This is a genomic window from Anoxybacillus dikiliensis (assembly GCF_050613275.1).
In the GTDB taxonomy this organism is placed as follows: Bacteria; Bacillota; Bacilli; order Bacillales; family Anoxybacillaceae; genus Anoxybacillus.
Map to the genome: position 1 here is coordinate 1,092,599 of NZ_CP187112.1, position 20,730 is coordinate 1,113,328.

General features: G+C 41.9%; 17 protein-coding genes. 15 read left to right on the forward strand and 2 right to left on the reverse strand.

The genetic code is table 11. From position 1 onward, the window contains the following. Positions 1-48 precede the first annotated feature (48 nt). From ACPF7I_RS05830 to putP, 13 genes are all read left to right on the forward strand, one after another. On the forward strand, positions 49-1,716 hold the full coding sequence (locus ACPF7I_RS05830; protein ID WP_430744299.1) for a ribonuclease J: 1,668 nt from the start codon (positions 49-51) through the stop codon (positions 1,714-1,716). 110 nt (positions 1,717-1,826) lie between these two features. Further along, the gene (locus ACPF7I_RS05835; protein ID WP_430745964.1) at positions 1,827-2,540 is read left to right on the forward strand and encodes a ClpP family protease; all 714 of its coding nucleotides are present in this window, start codon (positions 1,827-1,829) and stop codon (positions 2,538-2,540) included. Then, positions 2,537-2,761 (forward strand): YlzJ-like family protein, encoded by a 225-nt coding sequence (locus tag ACPF7I_RS05840; protein WP_430744298.1) that lies wholly within the window; start codon positions 2,537-2,539, stop codon positions 2,759-2,761. Before ACPF7I_RS05835 ends, ACPF7I_RS05840 begins: the two co-directional genes overlap by 4 nt. A 64-nt stretch (positions 2,762-2,825) precedes the next feature. Further along, complete coding sequence (locus tag ACPF7I_RS05845) at positions 2,826-5,066, forward strand: DNA translocase FtsK (RefSeq protein WP_430744297.1); 2,241 nt, start codon at positions 2,826-2,828, stop codon at positions 5,064-5,066. A 202-nt stretch (positions 5,067-5,268) separates the two neighbouring features. Beyond that, positions 5,269-5,994 carry a GntR family transcriptional regulator gene (locus ACPF7I_RS05850; RefSeq protein ID WP_430744296.1) on the forward strand — a complete coding sequence of 242 codons (726 nt, stop codon included), beginning with the start codon at positions 5,269-5,271 and terminating at the stop codon, positions 5,992-5,994. Positions 5,995-6,099: 105 nt separating this feature from the next. Continuing rightward, complete coding sequence (locus ACPF7I_RS05855; protein WP_430744295.1) at positions 6,100-7,173, forward strand: BMP family lipoprotein; 1,074 nt, start codon at positions 6,100-6,102, stop codon at positions 7,171-7,173. A gap of 119 nt (positions 7,174-7,292) precedes the next feature. Then, entirely contained in the window at positions 7,293-8,822 is a 1,530-nt protein-coding gene (locus tag ACPF7I_RS05860; protein WP_043967723.1) for an ABC transporter ATP-binding protein, read from the forward strand. Beyond that, positions 8,819-9,865, forward strand: a complete 1,047-nt coding sequence (locus tag ACPF7I_RS05865) for an ABC transporter permease (RefSeq protein WP_430744294.1) — start codon at positions 8,819-8,821, stop codon at positions 9,863-9,865. The genes ACPF7I_RS05860 and ACPF7I_RS05865 overlap by 4 nt, the downstream gene beginning before the upstream one ends. Next, the gene (locus ACPF7I_RS05870; protein ID WP_043966516.1) at positions 9,866-10,819 is read left to right on the forward strand and encodes an ABC transporter permease; all 954 of its coding nucleotides are present in this window, start codon (positions 9,866-9,868) and stop codon (positions 10,817-10,819) included. It abuts the gene before it with no gap. Between the two features lie 81 nt (positions 10,820-10,900). Then, positions 10,901-12,103: a PucR family transcriptional regulator gene (locus ACPF7I_RS05875; RefSeq protein WP_430744293.1), complete on the forward strand. Its 1,203-nt coding sequence runs from the start codon at positions 10,901-10,903 to the stop codon at positions 12,101-12,103. Positions 12,104-12,195: 92 nt separating this feature from the next. Beyond that, the gene (pruA, locus tag ACPF7I_RS05880; protein ID WP_430745963.1) at positions 12,196-13,749 is read left to right on the forward strand and encodes an L-glutamate gamma-semialdehyde dehydrogenase; all 1,554 of its coding nucleotides are present in this window, start codon (positions 12,196-12,198) and stop codon (positions 13,747-13,749) included. 14 nt (positions 13,750-13,763) lie between these two features. Next, on the forward strand, positions 13,764-14,678 hold the full coding sequence (locus ACPF7I_RS05885; protein WP_430744292.1) for a proline dehydrogenase family protein: 915 nt from the start codon (positions 13,764-13,766) through the stop codon (positions 14,676-14,678). 85 nt (positions 14,679-14,763) lie between these two features. Next, a complete protein-coding gene (gene putP, locus ACPF7I_RS05890) occupies positions 14,764-16,221 on the forward strand; it encodes a sodium/proline symporter PutP (RefSeq protein WP_430744291.1) in 1,458 nt (485 codons plus the stop codon). Between the two features lie 28 nt (positions 16,222-16,249). Here putP and ACPF7I_RS05895 read toward each other — a convergent pair whose 3' ends face one another. After that, positions 16,250-17,518, reverse strand: a complete 1,269-nt coding sequence (locus ACPF7I_RS05895; RefSeq protein ID WP_430744290.1) for a methyl-accepting chemotaxis protein — start codon at positions 17,516-17,518, stop codon at positions 16,250-16,252. 184 nt (positions 17,519-17,702) lie between these two features. Between ACPF7I_RS05895 and ACPF7I_RS05900 the strand changes: the two genes are divergently transcribed. After that, positions 17,703-18,947 carry a GntP family permease gene (locus ACPF7I_RS05900; protein WP_430745962.1) on the forward strand — a complete coding sequence of 415 codons (1,245 nt, stop codon included), beginning with the start codon at positions 17,703-17,705 and terminating at the stop codon, positions 18,945-18,947. A gap of 88 nt (positions 18,948-19,035) precedes the next feature. Then, complete coding sequence (locus tag ACPF7I_RS05905) at positions 19,036-20,040, forward strand: CapA family protein (protein ID WP_430744289.1); 1,005 nt, start codon at positions 19,036-19,038, stop codon at positions 20,038-20,040. 177 nt (positions 20,041-20,217) lie between these two features. Here ACPF7I_RS05905 and ACPF7I_RS05910 read toward each other — a convergent pair whose 3' ends face one another. Continuing rightward, a complete protein-coding gene (locus ACPF7I_RS05910; protein WP_430744288.1) occupies positions 20,218-20,634 on the reverse strand; it encodes a universal stress protein in 417 nt (138 codons plus the stop codon). Positions 20,635-20,730: the final 96 nt, after the last annotated feature.

Consider the following 20,730-nt stretch of genomic DNA (forward strand, 5'->3'; position numbering starts at 1 on the left):
GGATGTAAGTGACTTTGAGCGGGTGAGTTTGTTTGACTGTAGGAGGCTTTGAAGATGAAACAAGCAGAGAAAATTCGTGTATTTTCCCTCGGCGGCGTGGGAGAGGTAGGAAAAAATATGTATGTCGTCGAGGTGGATGAAGACATTTTTGTTTTAGATGCAGGACTAATGTTTCCAGAGGACGAAATGTTCGGCATTGATATGGTCATTCCTGATATTACGTATTTAGTGGAGCAACAAGAGCGCATTCGCGGCATTTTTTTAACGCACGGCCATGATGATCATATTGGAGCAATTGCGTACGTGTTACGAAAAATTACTGTACCTGTGTACGGAGCAAAATTGACGCTTGCGCTCGTGGAAGAAAAATTAAAAGAGCAAGGGATTACATCGAAAGCAAAGCGCATCGAAATAAACGCTGATAGTGAAATTGTATTTGATAAGGCTGTCGTATCGTTTTTTCAAACAAACCATAGCATTCCAGATTGCCTTGGTGTAAGCATTCATACGTCACAAGGTGCCATTGTATATACGAGCGATTTTAAATTTGATCAAACGCCTGTTGGCATATGTCGTACTGATTTCGGTAAAATGGCACAAATCGGAGCGCAAGGTGTGCTTTGTTTACTATCCGATAGCACGAATGCGGAAAAACCGGGATATACGGGTTCTGAAGCGGTTGTCGGACAAGAAATTTCCGATGTGATTTACAATGCAGATGGACGCATTATCGTTGCTTGTTTTGCATCAAACATTACGCGCATTCAACAAGTGTTAAATGCTGCACGCGATCATAGACGAAAAGTCGTTATTATGAGCCGGCATATGCATAAGGTAATTGATATTGCTGTGCGTCTAGGGTATTTGAAGTTTGATGAAAATATGATCATTCCGATGAACGAAGTAGGTCGCTACAATGATCGCGATTTAGTCATTTTAACGACAGGAAACCAAGGCGAGCCGATGGCGGCACTCGCACGAATGGCGAAACAGGCGCACAAATACATCAATATTAAAGAAGGAGACACGGTTATCGTCGCTTCTTCTCCAATGCCGGGACATGAATTGTTTATTGCTCGAACGATTGATGCCTTATACCGTGCAGGAGCGAATGTTGTGTACGGTCAACGTCAAGTGCATGTGTCTGGACACGGATACCAAGAAGAATTAAAGTTAATGATTAATTTCATGAAGCCGAAATATTTTATTCCGGTACACGGAGAGTTTCGCATGCAAAAGGCGCACGGGAAAATTGCTCAAGCTGTCGGCATTCGCCAAGATGCGATCTTCCTAATTGAAAAAGGGGAAGTGATCGAGTTTCGTAACGGTCACGCCCGTTTTGGTGGAAAAGTGCCGAGCGGTCAAATTTTAATTGATGGATTAGGTGTTGGCGATGTAGGAAATATCGTGTTGCGTGATCGCCGCTTACTTTCACAAGACGGAATTATGATTGTTGTTGTTACATTAAGTAAACAAGATAAGCGCATCGTTGCCGGTCCAGAAATGATTTCCCGCGGTTTTGTATACGTACGTGAATCAGAAATACTTTTAGAAGAATCTGTTAAAATTGTAAAAGAAATTGTCGAAAAAAGTATGGAAGATTATGTTGTTGAATGGTCTTCATTAAAGACAAACATTCGCGATGCATTGAGCCAATATTTATTTGAGAAAACAAAACGAAAACCGATGATTTTACCAATTATTATGGAAGTGTAAAACAACATGCTCAAAGTCAAGAAAACACCTGCATTTCGCAGGTGTTTTTTGTATGAACAAGACGATGTTCACGTATACTAACGACATCATGTAACAGAAAGGGGATTATGATGGAAGAACGAGATGTACCTCAAGAGGAAACAAAACCATCTCCGACTGAAAATATTGTTCAGCTCGGTCAAACAAATGTCCCACAGCTTTCTTCCGATTCAACGATCCATTGTTTAACGATTGTTGGACAAATTGAAGGACATATTCAATTACCACCGCAAAACAAAACGACAAAATATGAACACATTATTCCGCAAATTGTAGCAATCGAACAAAATCCGAATATTGAAGGATTGCTTGTCGTATTGAATACAGTTGGGGGAGATGTTGAGGCCGGGCTAGCCATTGCAGAAATGTTAGCATCGATGTCTAAGCCGACCGTTTCGATTGTGCTTGGTGGAGGACATTCGATTGGTGTGCCGATTGCGGTTTCGTGCGACTATTCGTTTATTGCAGAAACGGCGACGATGACGATTCATCCGATTCGTTTGACGGGTCTTGTCATCGGCGTCCCGCAAACGTTTGAGTATTTAGATAAAATGCAAGAGCGCGTCATCAATTTTGTCGTGAAACATTCAAACATTAGTGAAGAAAAATTTAAAGAGCTCATGTTTTCTAAGGGAAATTTAACACGCGATATCGGAACGAATGTGGTGGGAACAGATGCGGTAAAGTACGGTTTAATTGACGAGGTCGGAGGGCTATCGCAAGCGATGCGCAAATTGCGCGAATTCATTGATCATTCTAAGCAACAAGGGGCGATGTTACAATGATTTTACATACGATCGTTCCAGAATTTATCGTTTTTCAAACGAATGAGGCTGAGTATAAAAAACAACGGGCGGTCCAATATAACGGGGTGTCTTTACTTGTGCAACAAACAGAAACAAATGAGTATGAAATTGTGCGGGTGTTAAGCAGCGATCCGCAACATTATTTAACGTATGAACCAGGCACAAAACTTTATGCGACATCACTACAATTTATGGTATAATAAGAACAAGCAGCCACGCTTCACTGTTGGCTGCTTTTTCACCTTATATGTTGGAGTGGGCGAAATGGGAAAGAAAAATAAGCGTCGCACAAACAAACAAGATCAATGGAAAAAAACATTGCGTTTTGAATTCATCGGATTGACGATGCTAGCATGCACAGTCATTGCGATGGCAAACGTCGGAGCTGTCGGACGTTCACTCGTTTTTGCCACCCGCTTTTTTATGGGAGAGTGGTATATCATTGCACTATTAGGGGCGCTTGTTGTATCGCTATACGTGATTTGGAAAAGGGCATGGCCTCCGTTTTTTCAACGCGTTCTCGTTGGATTGTACTTGATCATTCTTTCGTTATTGTTGTTTAGTCACGAAGCGCTATTTCATATTTTATCGAGAAATGGAAAATTGGTGAACCCGAGCATTATTCAAACGACGTGGGAGTTATTTTGGAAAAATGTGCGCGGGGAAAATGGTACTTTTTCTGATTTAGGCGGAGGTATGCTTGGCGCTTTATTGTACACAATTAGCTATTATTTATTTGATCAATTAGGAACAAAATGGATTGCTTCGCTGTTGATGATACTTGGCGTGTTGCTTTTAACAGGAAAAACGTTGCGTGATACAGCAGGAAAAGGAATTGAATGGTTTGTTTCATTTATGCGGACGCAAACGAAAGCGGTAATCACCGATGTTCGTTCATTTTTCAATCGTCCGAAAAAAGAAAAGCAACAGCAGCCACATATTGAAGTAGTGACAGCGCTGGAGGAAAAAGAGAAAGAGGAAGAGGAGGACGAAACGATCGTCGTGGAAGGTCCTGTCATTTCTAACTTCAATGAAGGAGCGGAAGAAGAAAAGCCGATCGTATTTACGCAAACACATGAAACAGATTACGCGTTGCCGCCCATTGATTTACTTTCTCCTCCAAGGGCGGTTGATCAATCGCGGGAAAAAGAAAGTATTTATGAAAATGCCCGCAAGCTAGAGAAAACGTTCCAAAGCTTCGGTGTAAAGGCAAAGGTAACAAAAGTGCATATCGGTCCAGCTGTCACAAGATATGAAGTATATCCAGATGTCGGTGTAAAAGTAAGTAAAATCGTTAGTTTAAGCGATGATTTAGCGCTTGCCCTAGCGGCAAAAGACATTCGCATTGAAGCACCGATTCCCGGGAAGTCAGCGATCGGTATTGAAGTGCCGAATGAAGAAATTGCAATGGTTTCTTTACGCGAAGTATTAGAGGCGAAAGAAGCCGATAAACGAGAGGCGAAACTGTTAATTGGGCTTGGACGTGACATATCGGGACAAGCGGTGCTTGCTGAACTAAATAAAATGCCTCATTTGCTTGTTGCTGGTGCGACGGGAAGCGGGAAAAGCGTATGTATTAACGCCATTATCGTTAGTTTGCTTATGCGTACGAAACCGCATGAAGTGAAAATGATGATGATTGATCCGAAAATGGTTGAGTTAAGTGTATATAACGGTATTCCGCATTTGCTTTCTCCGGTCGTAACCGATCCGAAAAAAGCGTCTCAAGCGTTAAAAAAAGTCGTGAGCGAAATGGAGCGGCGATATGAGCTCTTTTCGCATACGGGCACGCGCAATATTGAAGGATATAACGAATATATCGAGCGTCATAATGAAACAGCAGAAGTCAAGCAACCGCTTTTACCTTACATTGTCGTCATCGTTGACGAACTAGCCGATTTAATGATGGTTGCTTCAAGCGATGTAGAAGATTCCATCACTCGTCTTGCTCAAATGGCGCGCGCAGCAGGCATTCATTTAATTATCGCCACGCAGCGTCCATCTGTTGATGTCATTACAGGCGTCATTAAAGCAAATATTCCGTCTCGCATCGCATTTAGTGTATCATCACAAACGGACTCCCGAACGATTTTAGACATGGGTGGAGCTGAAAAATTGCTTGGGCGAGGTGACATGCTCTTTTTACCTGTCGGTGCGTCTAAACCTGTTCGTGTTCAAGGGGCTTTTGTGTCCGATCAAGAAGTAGAAGCGGTCGTACAATATGTCATTTCGCAACAACAAGCGCAATACGAAGAGGCGATGATGGCGCAAGATGATGAACCGACAGAAGCGTTTGATGATGAGTTGTTTGATGAAGCGGTTCAGCTCGTCATTGATATGCAAAGTGCATCTGTTTCGATGTTGCAGCGACGATTTCGTATCGGTTATAACCGGGCAGCACGTTTAATTGATGCGATGGAAGCTCGCGGCATTGTTGGACCTTATGAAGGAAGTAAACCGCGCGCGGTGCTTGTATCGTCAAACGATCAAGTAAAAACGTCATGAAAGAGGCTAAAAGTAAGCCTCTTTTTTTGTATAAATGGGGCATAATAATGATATATTATTAAAATCGCTTACATATGATTTCATACGACTTTTTTCGACATTTTTTTTATTCGCTATTTATTTATAGGTGAAAAAATGTTATATTATTAGTAAGAAATTTGTCTAACATCAGATGTCTGATATCTAAGGTGGGGGATGGTGAATGTCTGTTAAATCTGATCATCGACACTTATATTTACAAGTCATTGATCGTATTAAAAAAGATATTGAAAAAGGGGTATATAAGGAAAAGGAAAAACTCCCTTCTGAATTTGAATTGGCAAAACAATTAGGAGTGAGCCGAGCGACATTGCGTGAAGCATTACGCGTATTAGAAGAAGAAAATGTCATCATCCGCCGCCACGGTGTCGGGACGTTCGTTAGCTCCCGCCCAATGTTTACCTCAGGTATTGAACAACTAAGTAGCGTGACGGAGATGATTCGCCAAGCCGGGCGTAAACCGGGAACGATTTTTTTATCTTCTTCTATTCAAAAACCGACTGAAGATGATATAAAGCGCTTTCAATGTCATAAAGAGGAAGATTTACTTGTTGTTGAGCGGGTGCGAACAGCAAATAACGAACCGGTCGTATATTGTATTGATAAAGTTCCTTGTAAATATTTACCTAAAGGAATTGCTTATGAAAATGAGTCGTTATTAGAAATATTACATAATGAAGCGAATCGGTATATCGCGTATGCGGTTACACACATTGAGCCGCTCGGCTATCACGAAAAAGTGTCACCGATTTTACAATGCGAGCCGGAAACAGCGCTTTTAGTTTTAAAGCAAATGCATTTTGACGAAAATGACGAACCGATTTTATACTCAATCGACTACTTCAAATCAGATAAGTTTAGTTTCCACGTGTTAAGAAAACGCGTGTAGCTTATAAACATACTTATCCTATTAAGGAGGTGACGTTGGAGGGAGAAGGTTATTTTGCATTTCACTTTTTACTAATCCATATTTCATTTGAGGGGGTAATGATTGATGAAGAAAAAGCGTTTTGGACTATCCATGTCTTTATTACTAACTGCCGGCATGCTTCTTGGCGGCTGCGGTCAAGCGAAAGAAGAAACGAAAACGGAAGAAGGAAAAGCGTCTGAGTTTAGCGTAGCGATGGTGACAGACGTTGGTGGAATTGATGATAAGTCGTTCAACCAATCAGCATGGGAAGGGTTGCAAAAATTTGGTGAAGAAAACGGATTGAAAAAAGGAAAAGGTGGCTATGACTATTTACAGTCACAAAGCGATGCAGATTATGCAACAAACTTAAATAAACTTGTACGTAACGACTTCGACCTCATTTACGGTATCGGCTTTTTAATGACAGATGCCATCACAGAAATTGCAGAACAAAAACCAGACAATAAATTTGCGATCGTCGACAGCGTTGTTGAAAAACCGAATGTCGCAAGCATTACATTTAAGGAGCATGAAGGATCATTCCTTGTCGGTGTTGTCGCTGGTTTAATGACAAAAACGAATAAAATCGGTTTCGTTGGCGGTATGGAAATTCCGTTAATTGAAAAATTCGAAAGCGGCTTCATCGCAGGTGTAAAAGCGGTAAACCCAAATGCGACAGTGGAAGTGCAATATGCAGGTGCGTTTGATAAAGCCGATAAAGGAAAAGCAATTGCTTCAAGCATGTACGCTTCTGGCATTGACATCATTTATCACGCAGCTGGGGCGACAGGAAACGGTGTATTTTCTGAAGCAATTGACTTGAAAAAACAAGATCCGAACAAAGAAATTTGGGTTATCGGTGTTGACCGCGACCAATACGAAGAAGGAAAAGTGCCTGGAACAGATAAAAGCGTAACATTAACATCAATGGTAAAACGTGTTGACGTTGCAGTATACGACTTAGCAACAAAAACGAAAAACGGCAACTTCCCTGGTGGTCAAGCTGTAGAGTACGGCTTAAAAGAAGATGGTGTAGGCATTGCGCCAACAACGAAAAACAACGTTCCTGAAGACGTATTGAAAAAAGTGGATGAGTGGAAACAAAAAATTATTAACGGCGAAGTGAAAGTACCTACAACTCGCGCTGAGTTGAAGTAAGCAAATAACTGTTCTCCGAAGAATGCGTTTCTTCGGAGAACCACTAAATGAAGGGTTGCAACATGTTGCAGCTTTTCATTTAGTGATTTTAACAAGCTCACATAAGGAGTGGATCACGTTTGGAATACGTAATTGAGATGCTAAATATCCGCAAAGTTTTTGGGAATTTTGTGGCAAACGATAACATTACGTTGCAACTGAAAAAAGGGGAAATTCATGCGCTATTAGGTGAAAACGGCGCGGGAAAGTCGACGTTAATGAACGTACTATTCGGTTTATATCAGCCGGACGGCGGGGAAATTCGTGTCAAAGGGAAAAAAGTAAATATCGCCAATCCGAACGTCGCCAACGACTTAGGGATCGGAATGGTGCATCAACACTTTATGCTCGTTGATACATTTACAGTAACGGAAAACATCATTTTAGGAAGCGAACCGAAAAAAGGTGGGCAAATCGATATTGAGCGCGCAGAAAAGGAAGTGCGCGAACTGTCCGAACGTTACGGTTTGGCTGTTGATCCGAAAGCGAAAATTGCAGATATTTCTGTCGGGATGCAGCAACGTGTAGAAATTTTAAAAACGTTATATCGTGGGGCAGATATTTTAATTTTTGACGAACCAACAGCAGTGTTAACGCCACAAGAAATTCAAGAACTTATCCAAATTATGAAAGCGCTTGTACGTGAAGGAAAATCGATTATTTTAATTACGCACAAATTAAAAGAAATTATGGAAGTGTGCGATCGCGTGACCGTCATTCGACGCGGGAAAGGCATCGGCACATTAAACGTATCGGAAACAAATCCGAACGAACTCGCTGCACTCATGGTTGGACGTGAAGTGCATTTCAAAACAGAAAAACAACCTCCGAAAGTCGGGAAACCTGTCCTTGAAATTGAAGATTTAGTCGTGAAAGACTCACGTGGCATTACGGCAGTCGACCATTTACATTTAACTGTTCATGCTGGAGAAATTGTCGGAATCGCAGGGGTAGACGGAAACGGACAGACGGAGTTAATTGAAGCGATTACCGGTTTAATGAAGTCAGAATCAGGTTCCATTCGTTTAAATGGAAAAGAGATTCGCAATTTAACACCTAGACAAATTACAGAAACGGGTGTAGGCCATATCCCACAAGACCGACATAAACATGGTCTTGTGCTAGACTTCCCAATTGGGGAAAACATGGTGCTCCAAACGTATTATAAAGAGCCGTACTCAAAACGCGGCATTTTAAACTTTAAAGCGATTTACGATAAAGCACGTCAGCTTATTCAAGAATTTGACGTTCGTACGCCAGACGAATATACGAAAGCGCGGGCTTTATCTGGGGGCAACCAACAAAAAGCGATTATCGGACGCGAGGTAGACCGCGACCCAGATTTACTCATTGCTGCGCAACCGACACGCGGACTTGACGTTGGAGCGATCGAATTCATTCATAAACGTCTCATTGAACAGCGCGATAAAGGAAAAGCGGTATTGCTCGTTTCATTCGAATTAGATGAAATTATGAACGTCAGCGATCGCATTGCCGTTATTTATGAAGGAAAAATTGTAGCCATTGTCGATCCGAAAGAAACGACAGAACAAGAGCTTGGCTTGTTGATGGCAGGAAGCAAAAGGAAGGAAGCAGGTGTATCATCATGAGTGAAAATCGTTTAACGAACATTCTCGTCCCTGTTTTTGCAGTTATTCTTGGAATTATTGCAGGCGCCATTGTCATGATCGTGAGCGGTTATGACCCAATTGCCGGATATTCTGCTTTATTGTATGGGGCTTTCGGTGATCGATATTATATTGGGGAAACGATTCGTCAAGTGACACCATATATTTTAGCGGGGTTAGCGGTTGCCTTTGCGTTTCGTACAGGGTTATTTAACATTGGGGTAGAAGGGCAACTCATCGTTGGTTGGCTTGCAGCCGTTTGGGTCGGCGTTTCCTTTGAACTTCCAAAGGTCATTCATTTGCCGTTAGCAATTGTTGCGGCAGCGCTTGCAGGTGCGCTTTGGGGATTTATTCCTGGCTTTTTAAAAGCACGTTTCCGCGTCCATGAAGTCATTGTGACGATTATGATGAACTATATTGCGCTATACGTATCGAATGCGGTCATTCGTTCTGTTTTATCCGATCAAGGTTTTAAATCGGAAAAGATTCATCCATCAGCATCGTTACGTTCAGAGTTTTTACAGTCTTTAACTGATTACTCCACGCTTCATTACGGTATTATTATTTCGTTAATTGCGGCTGTTGTCATGTGGTTCTTGCTTGAAAAAACGACGACAGGGTATGAACTTCGTGCCGTCGGTTTTAACCAACATGCGTCTCATTATGCAGGGATGAATGTCAACCGCAATATTATATTAGCGATGGTCATTTCAGGAGCATTTGCAGGTATTGCAGGTGCGATGGAAGGGCTAGGAACGTTTGAAAACGTCTCTGTCAAAGCTGGATTTACCGGAGTCGGATTCGATGGAATTGCGGTTGCCCTCCTTGGTGGAAATAACGCATTCGGAATTATTTTAGCAGCGATCTTATTTGGAGCGTTAAAAGTTGGAGCGCTTGAAATGCCATCAGCAGCCGACGTGCCAACAGAACTTGTTGACATCGTCATTGCGTTGATTATTTTCTTCGTTGCTTCAAGCTACTTAATTCGTCTCGTGCTTACGCGCTTCAAAAAGGAGGGAAAATAAATGTTACACATTCTTGAAATTATTATTCCTTCCGCGATTTTCTTTGCGGCACCTCTTATTTTTACGGCGCTTGGTGGCGTATTTAGTGAACGTTCAGGCGTTGTCAATATCGGATTAGAAGGATTGATGGTCATCGGTGCATTTACCGGTGTCGTGTTTAACTTAACGTTTGCCGATCAATTTGGTGAATTCACACCATGGCTCGCGATGGTTGTCGCGATGGTTGTCGCTTCGATTTTCTCGCTTATGCATGCGGTTGCGGCTATTTCACTTCGCGCGGACCAAGTCGTTAGCGGGGTGGCGATCAACTTTTTAGCGTTAGGATTATCGTTGTTTCTTGTGAAAATGTGGTATGGAAAAGGTCAAACAGACCAAGTGCAAGTTGGTTTTGATAAAATCGACATTCCAATTTTAAGCAAAATTCCTGTTCTCGGTCCAATTTTATTTTCGAACGGATATGTACCATCTTACTTAGCGATTGTATTAGCGTTTGTCGTATGGTACGTCATTTACAAAACACCGTTTGGGCTTCGTCTTCGTGCTGTTGGGGAACATCCGATGGCGGCGGATACGATGGGAATTAACGTTGCAAAAATGCGGTACATCGCAGTCATGTTAAGTGGTGCGCTCGCAGGAATTGGCGGTTCGATTTATGCAACGATCATTTCGCGTGATTTTAGCCATGCGACAATTTCTGGACAAGGGTTTATGGCGCTTGCGGCGATGATTTTCGGAAAATGGCATCCGCTTGGTGCGATGGGAGCAGCGCTTTTCTTCGGATTTGCGCAAAGTTTAAGCATCGTTGGACAGGCGATTCCGTTTTTGAAAAACGTACCAACCGTTTACTTGCTCATTTTGCCATATGCTTTAACCATTTTAGCGTTAACTGGATTTATCGGACGTGCAGATGCGCCAAAAGCGCTCGGTACGCCGTACGTAAAAGGAAAACGTTAATTGGAAAAAGACTTCGGGACAGCCCGAAGTCTTTTTTTCACGCTTTTGATCACGCATAATAAGAACAAGGAGGGGATTTTATTGCATAAATTAGTTGATCAATTATTTTTTGAACTGCAACGTCCCGTAACGATTGAATCGCGCGATTTTGAATTGCTTGCATATAGCGGCCATCACGATGAAACGGATGAAGTGCGCATGCGCACCATTTTAAGCAAACGAGCATCCGCTCACGTTTTTCATTATTTGCATGAACATGGGTGGATGCAAAAAATTGAACAAGCAAACGGAGTCGTTGGCATTCCTCCACTTCATGAGATTGATCTTGGCGCACGCGCTGTCGTTTGCTTAAAACATGCTGGGAAAGTATATGGCTATCTTTGGGTACAAGCCGCGTTTCACGATTTAACAGACGAGCAACGGAGACGCATCGAAGAAGTAGCAAAAGAGGCCGCTCAAATGTTACATGAGCAAATGGTAAAGAGATACAAGCGTCAAGAAGAAGTTCATGACCTTTTTCTTCGCTTTATTCAATACCGTGATATGAGCGAACGAGACGTTCAAATGGAACTACAGTTGCTTGGGGCAACGTTTCCTTCACGATTTGCTGTTGTTGTTTTTTATGTTGAAAACGACAGTAGAAAAGATGACATCCGAAAATATATGACATGGATAACAAAAGCAACACATGCCCCAATCTTTTTTATTCATCACGATCATCCGTTTTTGCTTATTGTTGGGGAAACACCGACGCAACGCCCGATCGATGTAGTGAACATGATGATCACAAAATTGCAACAAGATTTTCATTGCCGAATGGATGACGATGTACTCGTTGGTATTGGCAATGAATATAACGGGCTGCAAAAACTGCGCGACAGTTATAAAGAGGCGATGGAAGTCATTCATTTGAAAAGGCACATGGATGAGCCTTTACCGCATGCTTATGGCGATTTAGGTATTTATCGCATCGTTCCATTCATATACGAACAGTATAAACAGCGTAGTTATAAAAACGAAGCGATTATGAAACTAAAAAAGCACGATGAACAACATAGAACCGATTTTTTACATACGCTTCGTGCATACATTCAGCACGACTGCAATATGAAACAAACAGCTGAAAGTTTATACATTCATCCGAATACGTTACATTATCGACTAAAGCGCATGCAGTCGATCACGACTCTTCCGCTGCACGATTTTGAACAACGAATGATGTTATATATCGATCTCCTTTTATACAAATATAAGGAAAGTATTGTGGATGAGCAACAAAAATAAGCAGAAATGATTATATATTGACGACAAACAATTTTCAGAAAGTATAAATTATAATGAATCGTAGAATATGTGACAAAATCGTGAAAGGATCGATGCATGTGACTGTAGAGTACAAACATGAACCATTTACAAACTTTGCATGCCAACAAGAAACGGATGCTTTTCGTCAAGCACTTGCGCATGTTGAAGGGCAGCTTGGAAAAGAATATCCACTGATTATCGGAGGAAAACGAATCGTCACGGAAGAAAAAGTCGTGTCGATCAATCCGGCGAATAAACAACAAGTCGTTGGTGTCGTCTCAAAGGCGACAAAAGCGCTTGCTGATGAAGCGATGCAAGCGGCGCTTTCCGCATTTGAGACGTGGAAGCGCGTATCACCTCAAGCGCGTGCGGACGTATTGTTTCGTGCAGCCGCAATGTTAAGAAGAAGAAAACATGAATTTTCGGCATGGCTCGTAAAAGAAGTCGGCAAACCGTGGAAAGAGGCAGATGCTGACACAGCGGAAGCAATTGACTTTTTAGAGTATTATGGCCGACAAATGATGAAGCTTGCGGAAGGTGTTCCGGTATTAAGCCGTCCGGGAGAGGCAAATCGCTTCTTTTATGTTCCGCTCGGTGTCGGACTTATCATTTCTCCGTTTAACTTCCCGCTTGCGATTATGGCAGGAACGACGGTGGCTGCCATTGTGACAGGAAACACGGTCATTTTGCGACCATCTGATCGCGCACCAATTGTTGCTGCGAAATTTGTCGAGCTAATGGAAGAAGCAGGTCTTCCTGCAGGTGTATTAAACTATTTACCAGGCGGCGAAGCAGAAGTTGGAGAATATATTGTTGAACATCCAAAAACGCGCTTTATTTCGTTTACTGGATCGCGTGCTGTTGGCTGTCGCATTTATGAACGGGCAGCGATCGTTCAACCAGGACAAAAATGGTTGAAACGAGTCATCGCAGAAATGGGAGGAAAAGATGCGATCATCGTTGATGAAGATGCGGATCTTGAATTAGCAGCGCAATCGATCGTTGCTTCCGCATTCGGTTTTTCAGGACAAAAATGTTCGGCATGCTCGCGTGCCATCGTGTTAGAAAATGTATATGACGAAGTGCTTCACCGTGTCGTTACGTTAACGAAACAATTAAAAGTAGGCGACCCTGAAGAGCAAAGTACATTCATGGGACCTGTCATCGATCAAGCGTCGTACAATAAAATTATGAACTACATTGAAATTGGAAAACAAGAGGGGAAACTCGTAACAGGTGGAGAAGGTGACGACGCGACAGGATTTTTTATTCAGCCAACCATTTTTGCTGACGTCGCACCAACTGCGCGCATCATGCAAGAAGAAATTTTCGGTCCAGTCGTTGCGTTTACGAAAGTGCGTACGTTTGATGAAGCGCTTGAAGTGGCGAATAATACAGATTACGGATTAACAGGGGCGGTCATTTCAAACAATCGTGCTCATTTAGAAAAAGCGCGCGAGGAGTTTCATGTTGGAAACTTATACTTCAATCGCGGCTGCACAGGAGCAATTGTTGGGTACCATCCATTTGGTGGGTTCAACATGTCAGGAACAGATTCTAAAGCAGGTGGTCCAGACTATTTATTGCTTCATATGCAAGCAAAAACAGTCAGTGAAATGTTTTAAAAGGGGGAATGGCCATGCTTGCACAACTATCGAAAAACATCTTTTTGTATGCGTCACAAAGTAAAATGTTAAATCAAGCAGCGAAAAAATGGGGGCTCCGTTTTGGAGCGTCCCAAGTCGTTGCGGGGGAAACGATTGAAAGCGCTATCAAAAAAGTGCGTGAACTAAATGAAAAAGGGCTCGTTTGTACGCTCGATCATTTAGGAGAGTTCGTTTCAAGTCGCGAAGAAGCCATTGAAGCGACAAAATATAACATCCGTACGTTAGAAGCTATTCATCGCGCAGGAGTTCAAAGCAACTTGTCTGTCAAATTGACACAGCTTGGGCTTGATATTGACTTTGATTTTTGCTTAAACAATATGCGTCAAATTGTTGAAACGGCGAAACGGTACAACAATTTCGTGCGCATCGATATGGAAGATTCAGCGCATTGCCAAGCGACGCTCGATGTATTACACGAACTACGCCGCACGTACGACAACGTCGGAACTGTCATTCAAGCATATTTATATCGCGCGGAACAAGATGTAAAAGATTTAAAAGGTGTATCGCTTCGTTTAGTGAAAGGAGCGTATAAAGAGCCGCCAGAAGTGGCGTTTCAAGAGAAACAACAAATTGATGAAAACTACATGAATATCATTCGTCTTCACTTATTGAGCGGAAGTTATACAGCGATTGCCACACACGATCATCATATTATTGAAAAAGTAAAAAAGTTTGCTAAAGAAAATAATATTCCACGCAACCAATTTGAGTTTCAAATGTTATATGGCTTTCGGACAGATATGCAACAACAGCTTGCAAAAGAAGGCTATACAATGCGCGTATATGTTCCGTTCGGAAATGATTGGTTTGGCTATTTCATGCGCCGATTAGCAGAACGTCCACAAAACGTCGCATTCGCATTAAAAGGTTTTTTTGGAAAATAATTTTTTGTACAAATTGTGAACATATTTTAGTATAATGATACGTACAAAGGGGTTTTTATAGACAACAAAGGAAGGGGAGATTGTTTTGGTTATTACATCTGTCGTTTTGTATATGGTAGGGATGTTATTCATCGGATATTGGGCATATAAACGGACATCGAACTTGTCTGATTATATGTTAGGCGGACGAACGCTCGGTCCAGCCGTCACCGCGTTAAGTGCGGGAGCATCGGATATGAGCGGTTGGTTGTTGCTCGGATTGCCGGGAGCGATGTATGCACAAGGGGTAAGCGCTTCATGGATTGTCATCGGATTAGCTCTGGGAGCGTACGCGAACTGGTTATACGTTGCTCCACGTTTACGAGTATATACAGAAGTAGCGAACGATTCGATTACGATTCCGTCGTTTTTAGAAAACCGTTTCGGTGATACATCGAAGTTGTTGCGTCTCGTGTCTGGATTCGTCATTATGATTTTCTTTACGTTTTACGTTTCTTCAGGTCTCGTTTCTGGTGGGGTCATGTTTAAAAATTCATTTGGTACAGATTATCATACAGGATTATGGATTGTCGCTGGTGTTGTTGTTGCGTACACATTATTCGGGGGATTTTTAGCGGTCAGTTGGACGGACTTTGTGCAAGGACTCATTATGTTTATTGCGCTTATTCTCGTACCTGTTGTAACGCTAATGCACATTGGTGGCTTAGCGGAAACGACGACAACGATTCGCGACATCGATCCGAATTTGCTCGATTTATTTAAAGGGACAAGCGTTGTCGGCATCATTTCTTTATTTGCTTGGGGGCTCGGTTATTTCGGACAGCCGCACATTATTGTTCGTTTTATGGCGATCTCCTCGGTGAAAGAAATGAAACAAGCGCGCCGCATCGGAATGGGCTGGATGATCTTTTCGTCTGTCGGTGCGATGTTAACAGGTCTTTTTGGAATCGCTTACTTTAAACAAGCAGGCATGACGTTAGAAGACCCAGAAACAGTATTTATTAAACTCGGGGAAATTTTATTCCATCCGCTGATTACAGGATTTTTACTTGCAGCGATTTTAGCGGCAATTATGAGTACAATTTCATCTCAATTGCTAGTGACATCTAGTTCACTAACGGAAGATTTATATAAAATTTTATTCCGTCGCTCAGCGTCTGATAAAGAGCTTGTATTTGTCGGTCGCTTATCCGTCCTGCTTGTATCGATTGTTGCTTTGTTGCTAGCGTACGAGCAAAATAATACAATTTTAAATCTTGTTGGTTATGCATGGGCAGGATTTGGAGCTTCATTCGGTCCTGTGATTATATTAAGTTTGTACTGGCGCCGTATGACAAAATGGGGGGCGCTTGCGGGAATGATTGCAGGAGCAACGACAGTCATCGTCTGGGCGAACTCTTCATATGCAAGCGTCATGTACGAAATGGTGCCGGGCTTTATTGCTAGCTTCATTGCCGTGATTATCGTCAGCTTATTCACAGCTACACCGGAAAAGCGTGTGACAGAGCAATTTGATACGTTTAAACGTACCATTTCATCATAAGAAAAAGGTGTCCGAACAGGGCACCTTTTTACGTTGAAAACTGTCGGATCGCTCGTTTCATTTCGTTTGAAATATGTTCTGATTTTGAAGCGGATGTTGCGATTTGCTCGACAATTTCATTTGTTTCAATTAATCGGCTAGATAATTCATTTACTTCTTGGGCGCTGTTTGCTGTCGCTGTAGATACTTCATGAATGGAAGTAATCATTTCATGTAAAGCGCGATTTAATTCGGTAGCTGTTTGGCTAAATTGGGCAACAACCTCTTCAATAAACGAAGCTGTTTGTTCATATTGTTTTGTCACTGTTTTCATTTGTTCATAATCGCGTTGAACATCTGTCGAGATGTATGATATTGTAGCTGAAGCGCTCGTTGACAGCTGTTCTACAGCGGATGTTAACTGTTTGGCAACGTGTTGAATATTTTCAACTGCTTGTTGTGATTGTTCAGCTAGTTTACGAATTTCCTCGGCAACGACTGCAAATCCTTTTCCTTGCTCTCCAACGCGCGAAGCTTCAATAGAGGCGTTGAGTGCTAATAAATTTGTTTGTTTTGCGATATTCATAATTGTATTTGTAAATAGTTCAATATCTGTGATGACTTGTGAAGCCTCAATCGCTTTCTCTAGCTTTCTTTTCGTTTCTGCTAACAGTTCACTTGCTTTTTCTGATGATGACGTGACGATGTGATCTGTATGGATCGCTTGTTGGCGAATGGATGAGGCATTTTGTTCGCCTTCTTTCATTTTATGAATCATTCGCTGAACAGCGTGTTCGATTTCTTTTGATGTTGCAGACATTTGCTCAGCAAACGCTGCAGTTTCTTCGACGTTTCCAGACACGTTTTTCGTGGACGATGAAATATGTGCAAGATGACCACTTAAATGACGAATATCACTATAGACGGTGGAAACGATTCTATCAAGTTCGTGAGCCTCGTGCTGAATGCGCCAAATCATCGTTGCTAGCATATCCAACACACTGTTAAAGTTTGCGACGATACGGCCAACTTCATCGTTGCTTTTTAATGTGAGTCGAGCAGTTAAATCTCCACGCTGTACAATCGTTTCAAACTGTTTGTTCATTTCTTTCATTGCGCGAATTAACGTCACCTTTCCGACAAAAAAACTAATGAGTCCAACGATGATACCTGCTCCGACGCAAAGAAGTGTAAAGTATGTGGCGTATGATGGATGTTTATATACTGTAAAAAAACTAGCAACGATCGGAAAAGCGAGTCCCATGACAATACCTGTTCCGATGGAAATAAGTAAAAAACGACCTGTTACACTTGACAATACATATGTCACCCCTTCAAAAAGACTATTACAAAAATACTATAAGCGTGTACGTCTGACAATACATGTGTATGTATTTTTTCGAATTTTTTACACAGTATTTATGTTTTTTGTGATATATTTACAAAAAAGTAGTTATATCATTACACAATTTACATATTTACAGATTGTATGTTTGGAGTGGATAAAAGTGAACGCATTTGGAGCTATCGTCGCATTTTTATTAGCTATGATTTTTATTTTACGAAATGTTCCGGTCGCATATGGAATGATGTGTGGGGCGTTTATTGGTGCTTTACTTGGCGGGGCTTCTGTCGATGAGGCAGTTCGTCTCATGATGGATGGGGCGAAAGAAATGATCCCTTCTATTTTGCGCATTTTAGCTGCTGGTGCGCTTGCAGGAGTGTTAATGCAGTCGGGGGCTGCAATAGCAATTGCTGAAAAACTATTGAGGGCATGTGGGGAGAAGTATGCGCTATTTGCGTTATGTTGTACAGCAATGGTGCTAACAGCTTGTGGAATATTTGTTGACGTAGCAATTATGACGATTGCACCTGTTGCGCTTGCGATTGCTCAGCGGCTTTTTCTTTCGCGTTTTGCAGTATTACTTGCGCTCATTGGTGGGGGAAAAGCAGGGAATATCATTTCCCCGAATCCAAACACGATCGCCGCAGCAGAAGCGTTTCATGTGCCGCTTTCCTCCCTTATGATGGCCGGGATTGTGCCTGCTTGTATCGGTCTTTTCGTGACGTACAACATAACAAAACGATGGTCCGTAGACAATACGCAAAAGGTGGAAGCTGAAATCGTTCGAAAAGAAACTCCTTCTTGGACGAAAGCGATTGTCGCCCCTGCTGTAGCTATGGCTCTTTTATTGTTGCGCCCTCTTTTTGGTATCGATATTGACCCGCTGATCGCATTGCCGACTGGTGCTCTCGTTGGTGTGGTAGCTATGAAAAAGACGAGCGAGCTGAACGATTTTTTGCGCATTGGGATAGAGAAGATGAGCGATGTGATTTTCATGCTTATTGGTACAGGGGCGCTAGCCGGTGTGATCGCAAGCTCATCGCTACATCATTCTTTTATGCATATGCTTCAGTCGTTCGGTTTTTCGCCGTATACAATCGCCCCATTGGCTGGTGCGTTGTTATCAGGTATTACAGCATCGACAACCGCAGGAACAGCAGTAGCGAGCCATGTTTTTGGTGGATCGCTTATTGAGGCGGGTGTTTCACCGCTTGCTGGAGCAGCGATGATACATGCCGGAGCAACGACGCTTGATCATTTACCACACGGTAGTTTTTTTCATGTGACGGCCGCAAGCGTTCACATGTCAACGAAAGAGAGATTAAAATTACTTCCATACGAAACAGTCATTGGTTTAACTATAGCGGTGACATGTACAATTTCGTTTGTTGTATTTTTATAAAACAATGTTCTAAATAATCAACAAATAAAATAAAAAAAGGATTTTTACCCCATACGTTGAATAGTACATGTTGAGGGGAGTGGGGGAAATGAGAAAAATATACGTAGCTATATGTATTGTCTTTTGTTTATTTGCTAATCGAGTTTGGGCAGAAGGGGAAACGAGCGTTACGCTTAGCGTGGCTGGTGATGTCACCCTTGGTCGTGATGAAAATTACGGTTATGCGTACTCGTTTGATGATGAAGCGAAAAAGAACGGGCTTGCTTTTTTCACGAAACACATTGAATCTATTTTGAAAAGCGATGACTTTACGACCGTCAACTTGGAAACGACTCTCACAACAGCAACGCAAAAAGCAGAAAAGAAATTTCGATTTCGTGGCCATCCATCTTATGTCCATATTTTAACGCGCGCCGGCATCGATGCTGTGAATCTGGCAAACAATCATACGTTTGACTATGGGCAAAAAGGGTATACGGATACGATTGCTACGTTAAAACGAGCCAATGTCGGGTATTTTGGGAACGGAATTTTGCTAATGAAAACAGTAAAAGGGATAAAAATTGGCGCGCTCGGTTATAAAGGTTGGAGTGACACGAAAGCACTTCGTCAGCAAATTACCGATCATATTCGCACATTGCGAAAACAAGGGGCGCAACTTGTGCTCATTCACTTTCATTGGGGAGAAGAGCGCAGTTATTTGCCAAACAACACACAAAAAGCGCTCGGAAGATTTGCGATCGATAGCGGGGCGGATCTCGTCGTCGGTCATCATCCGCATGTCATTCAAGGAATCGAACAATACAAGGGGAAAATGATCGTCTATAGCTTAGGCAATTTTATGTTTGGAGGAAATAAAAATCCGAGCGATAAAGATACGTTCGTTTACCAACAAACATTTTATTTTGCTGACGGTAAAAAACAGCCGAAAACGACCGTTCGTATCATTCCGTTTCGCATTTCATCTGTAACGACACGAAACAACTATCAACCGATTCCGCTTCAAGGAAAAGAAGCAAGTCGTGTAAAAGAAAAAATCGTCAATTTATCAGCAAAAATTAACAAACCAACGTGGCTCGTATATGAAAAATAAAAAAATATGATAGAAGAAAGGGAGTGATTTTATGTACATCGGGGACATTGTATTTCAACTCGTGATGTTTGGTACATTGCTTGGAGTTTTTGCTGTATTTGTTTTTGGTGCTGTATGGTTGATGCGGTCTATAAAGGGAAAAAGAGGGTGAAAAAGTTCGGCAGGCGCCGAACTTTTTTACTTTACAATTAATACGGGTGCTTCTACTCGCTTAGCGACTTTATGGCTCACGCTTCCTAACACCATTTCTTGTAACGTATTTAATCCGCGACTGCCGACAATGACGAGATCAAAGGAATGCGCGTTTGCAAACTCAACAATAGCAGGTCCTGGTTCTCCTCTTAACATACGAATTTCGTACGGAATGTTGGCTTCTTTCAACAACGCCTCAGTTGAAGATAAACGTTTTTTACGCATCGCTTCTCGTTCTTCTATGTTTCCTTCTAGCAATACGTCCGTTTTCGCTGTCGTTGTATTAATAACATATACAACAGTAACTATCGCTTCTTGAAAGTATGAACAAAGTTCTATTGCTTTTTTTGTCGCACGTAAAGCATGTTCAGAGCCATCTGACGCAAGTAAAATGTTTTTCATTCGTTCAACCTCACAACTATTTTTGTTTATTATATCGTCTAATGAAAGCTTTTTCAAAAAAATTTTTTGGTATCGCTTTCTTTGTTGATATGTACG

What these genes read in the sequence shown, in the direction of transcription:
- ACPF7I_RS05845 (WP_430744297.1), top strand. Translation starts at nt 2,826, where the DNA reads ATGGGAAAGAAAAATAAGCGTCGCACAAACAAACAAGATCAATGGAAA.
- ACPF7I_RS05835 (WP_430745964.1), top strand. Translation starts at nt 1,827, where the DNA reads ATGGAAGAACGAGATGTACCTCAAGAGGAAACAAAACCATCTCCGACT.
- ACPF7I_RS05885 (WP_430744292.1), top strand. Translation starts at nt 13,764, where the DNA reads ATGCTTGCACAACTATCGAAAAACATCTTTTTGTATGCGTCACAAAGT.
- ACPF7I_RS05855 (WP_430744295.1), top strand. Translation starts at nt 6,100, where the DNA reads ATGAAGAAAAAGCGTTTTGGACTATCCATGTCTTTATTACTAACTGCC.
- ACPF7I_RS05905 (WP_430744289.1), top strand. Translation starts at nt 19,036, where the DNA reads ATGAGAAAAATATACGTAGCTATATGTATTGTCTTTTGTTTATTTGCT.
- ACPF7I_RS05850 (WP_430744296.1), top strand. Translation starts at nt 5,269, where the DNA reads ATGTCTGTTAAATCTGATCATCGACACTTATATTTACAAGTCATTGAT.
- ACPF7I_RS05870 (WP_043966516.1), top strand. Translation starts at nt 9,866, where the DNA reads ATGTTACACATTCTTGAAATTATTATTCCTTCCGCGATTTTCTTTGCG.
- pruA (WP_430745963.1), top strand. Translation starts at nt 12,196, where the DNA reads ATGCATGTGACTGTAGAGTACAAACATGAACCATTTACAAACTTTGCA.
- ACPF7I_RS05910 (WP_430744288.1), bottom strand. Translation starts at nt 20,634, where the DNA reads ATGAAAAACATTTTACTTGCGTCAGATGGCTCTGAACATGCTTTACGT.
- ACPF7I_RS05865 (WP_430744294.1), top strand. Translation starts at nt 8,819, where the DNA reads ATGAGTGAAAATCGTTTAACGAACATTCTCGTCCCTGTTTTTGCAGTT.
- ACPF7I_RS05840 (WP_430744298.1), top strand. Translation starts at nt 2,537, where the DNA reads ATGATTTTACATACGATCGTTCCAGAATTTATCGTTTTTCAAACGAAT.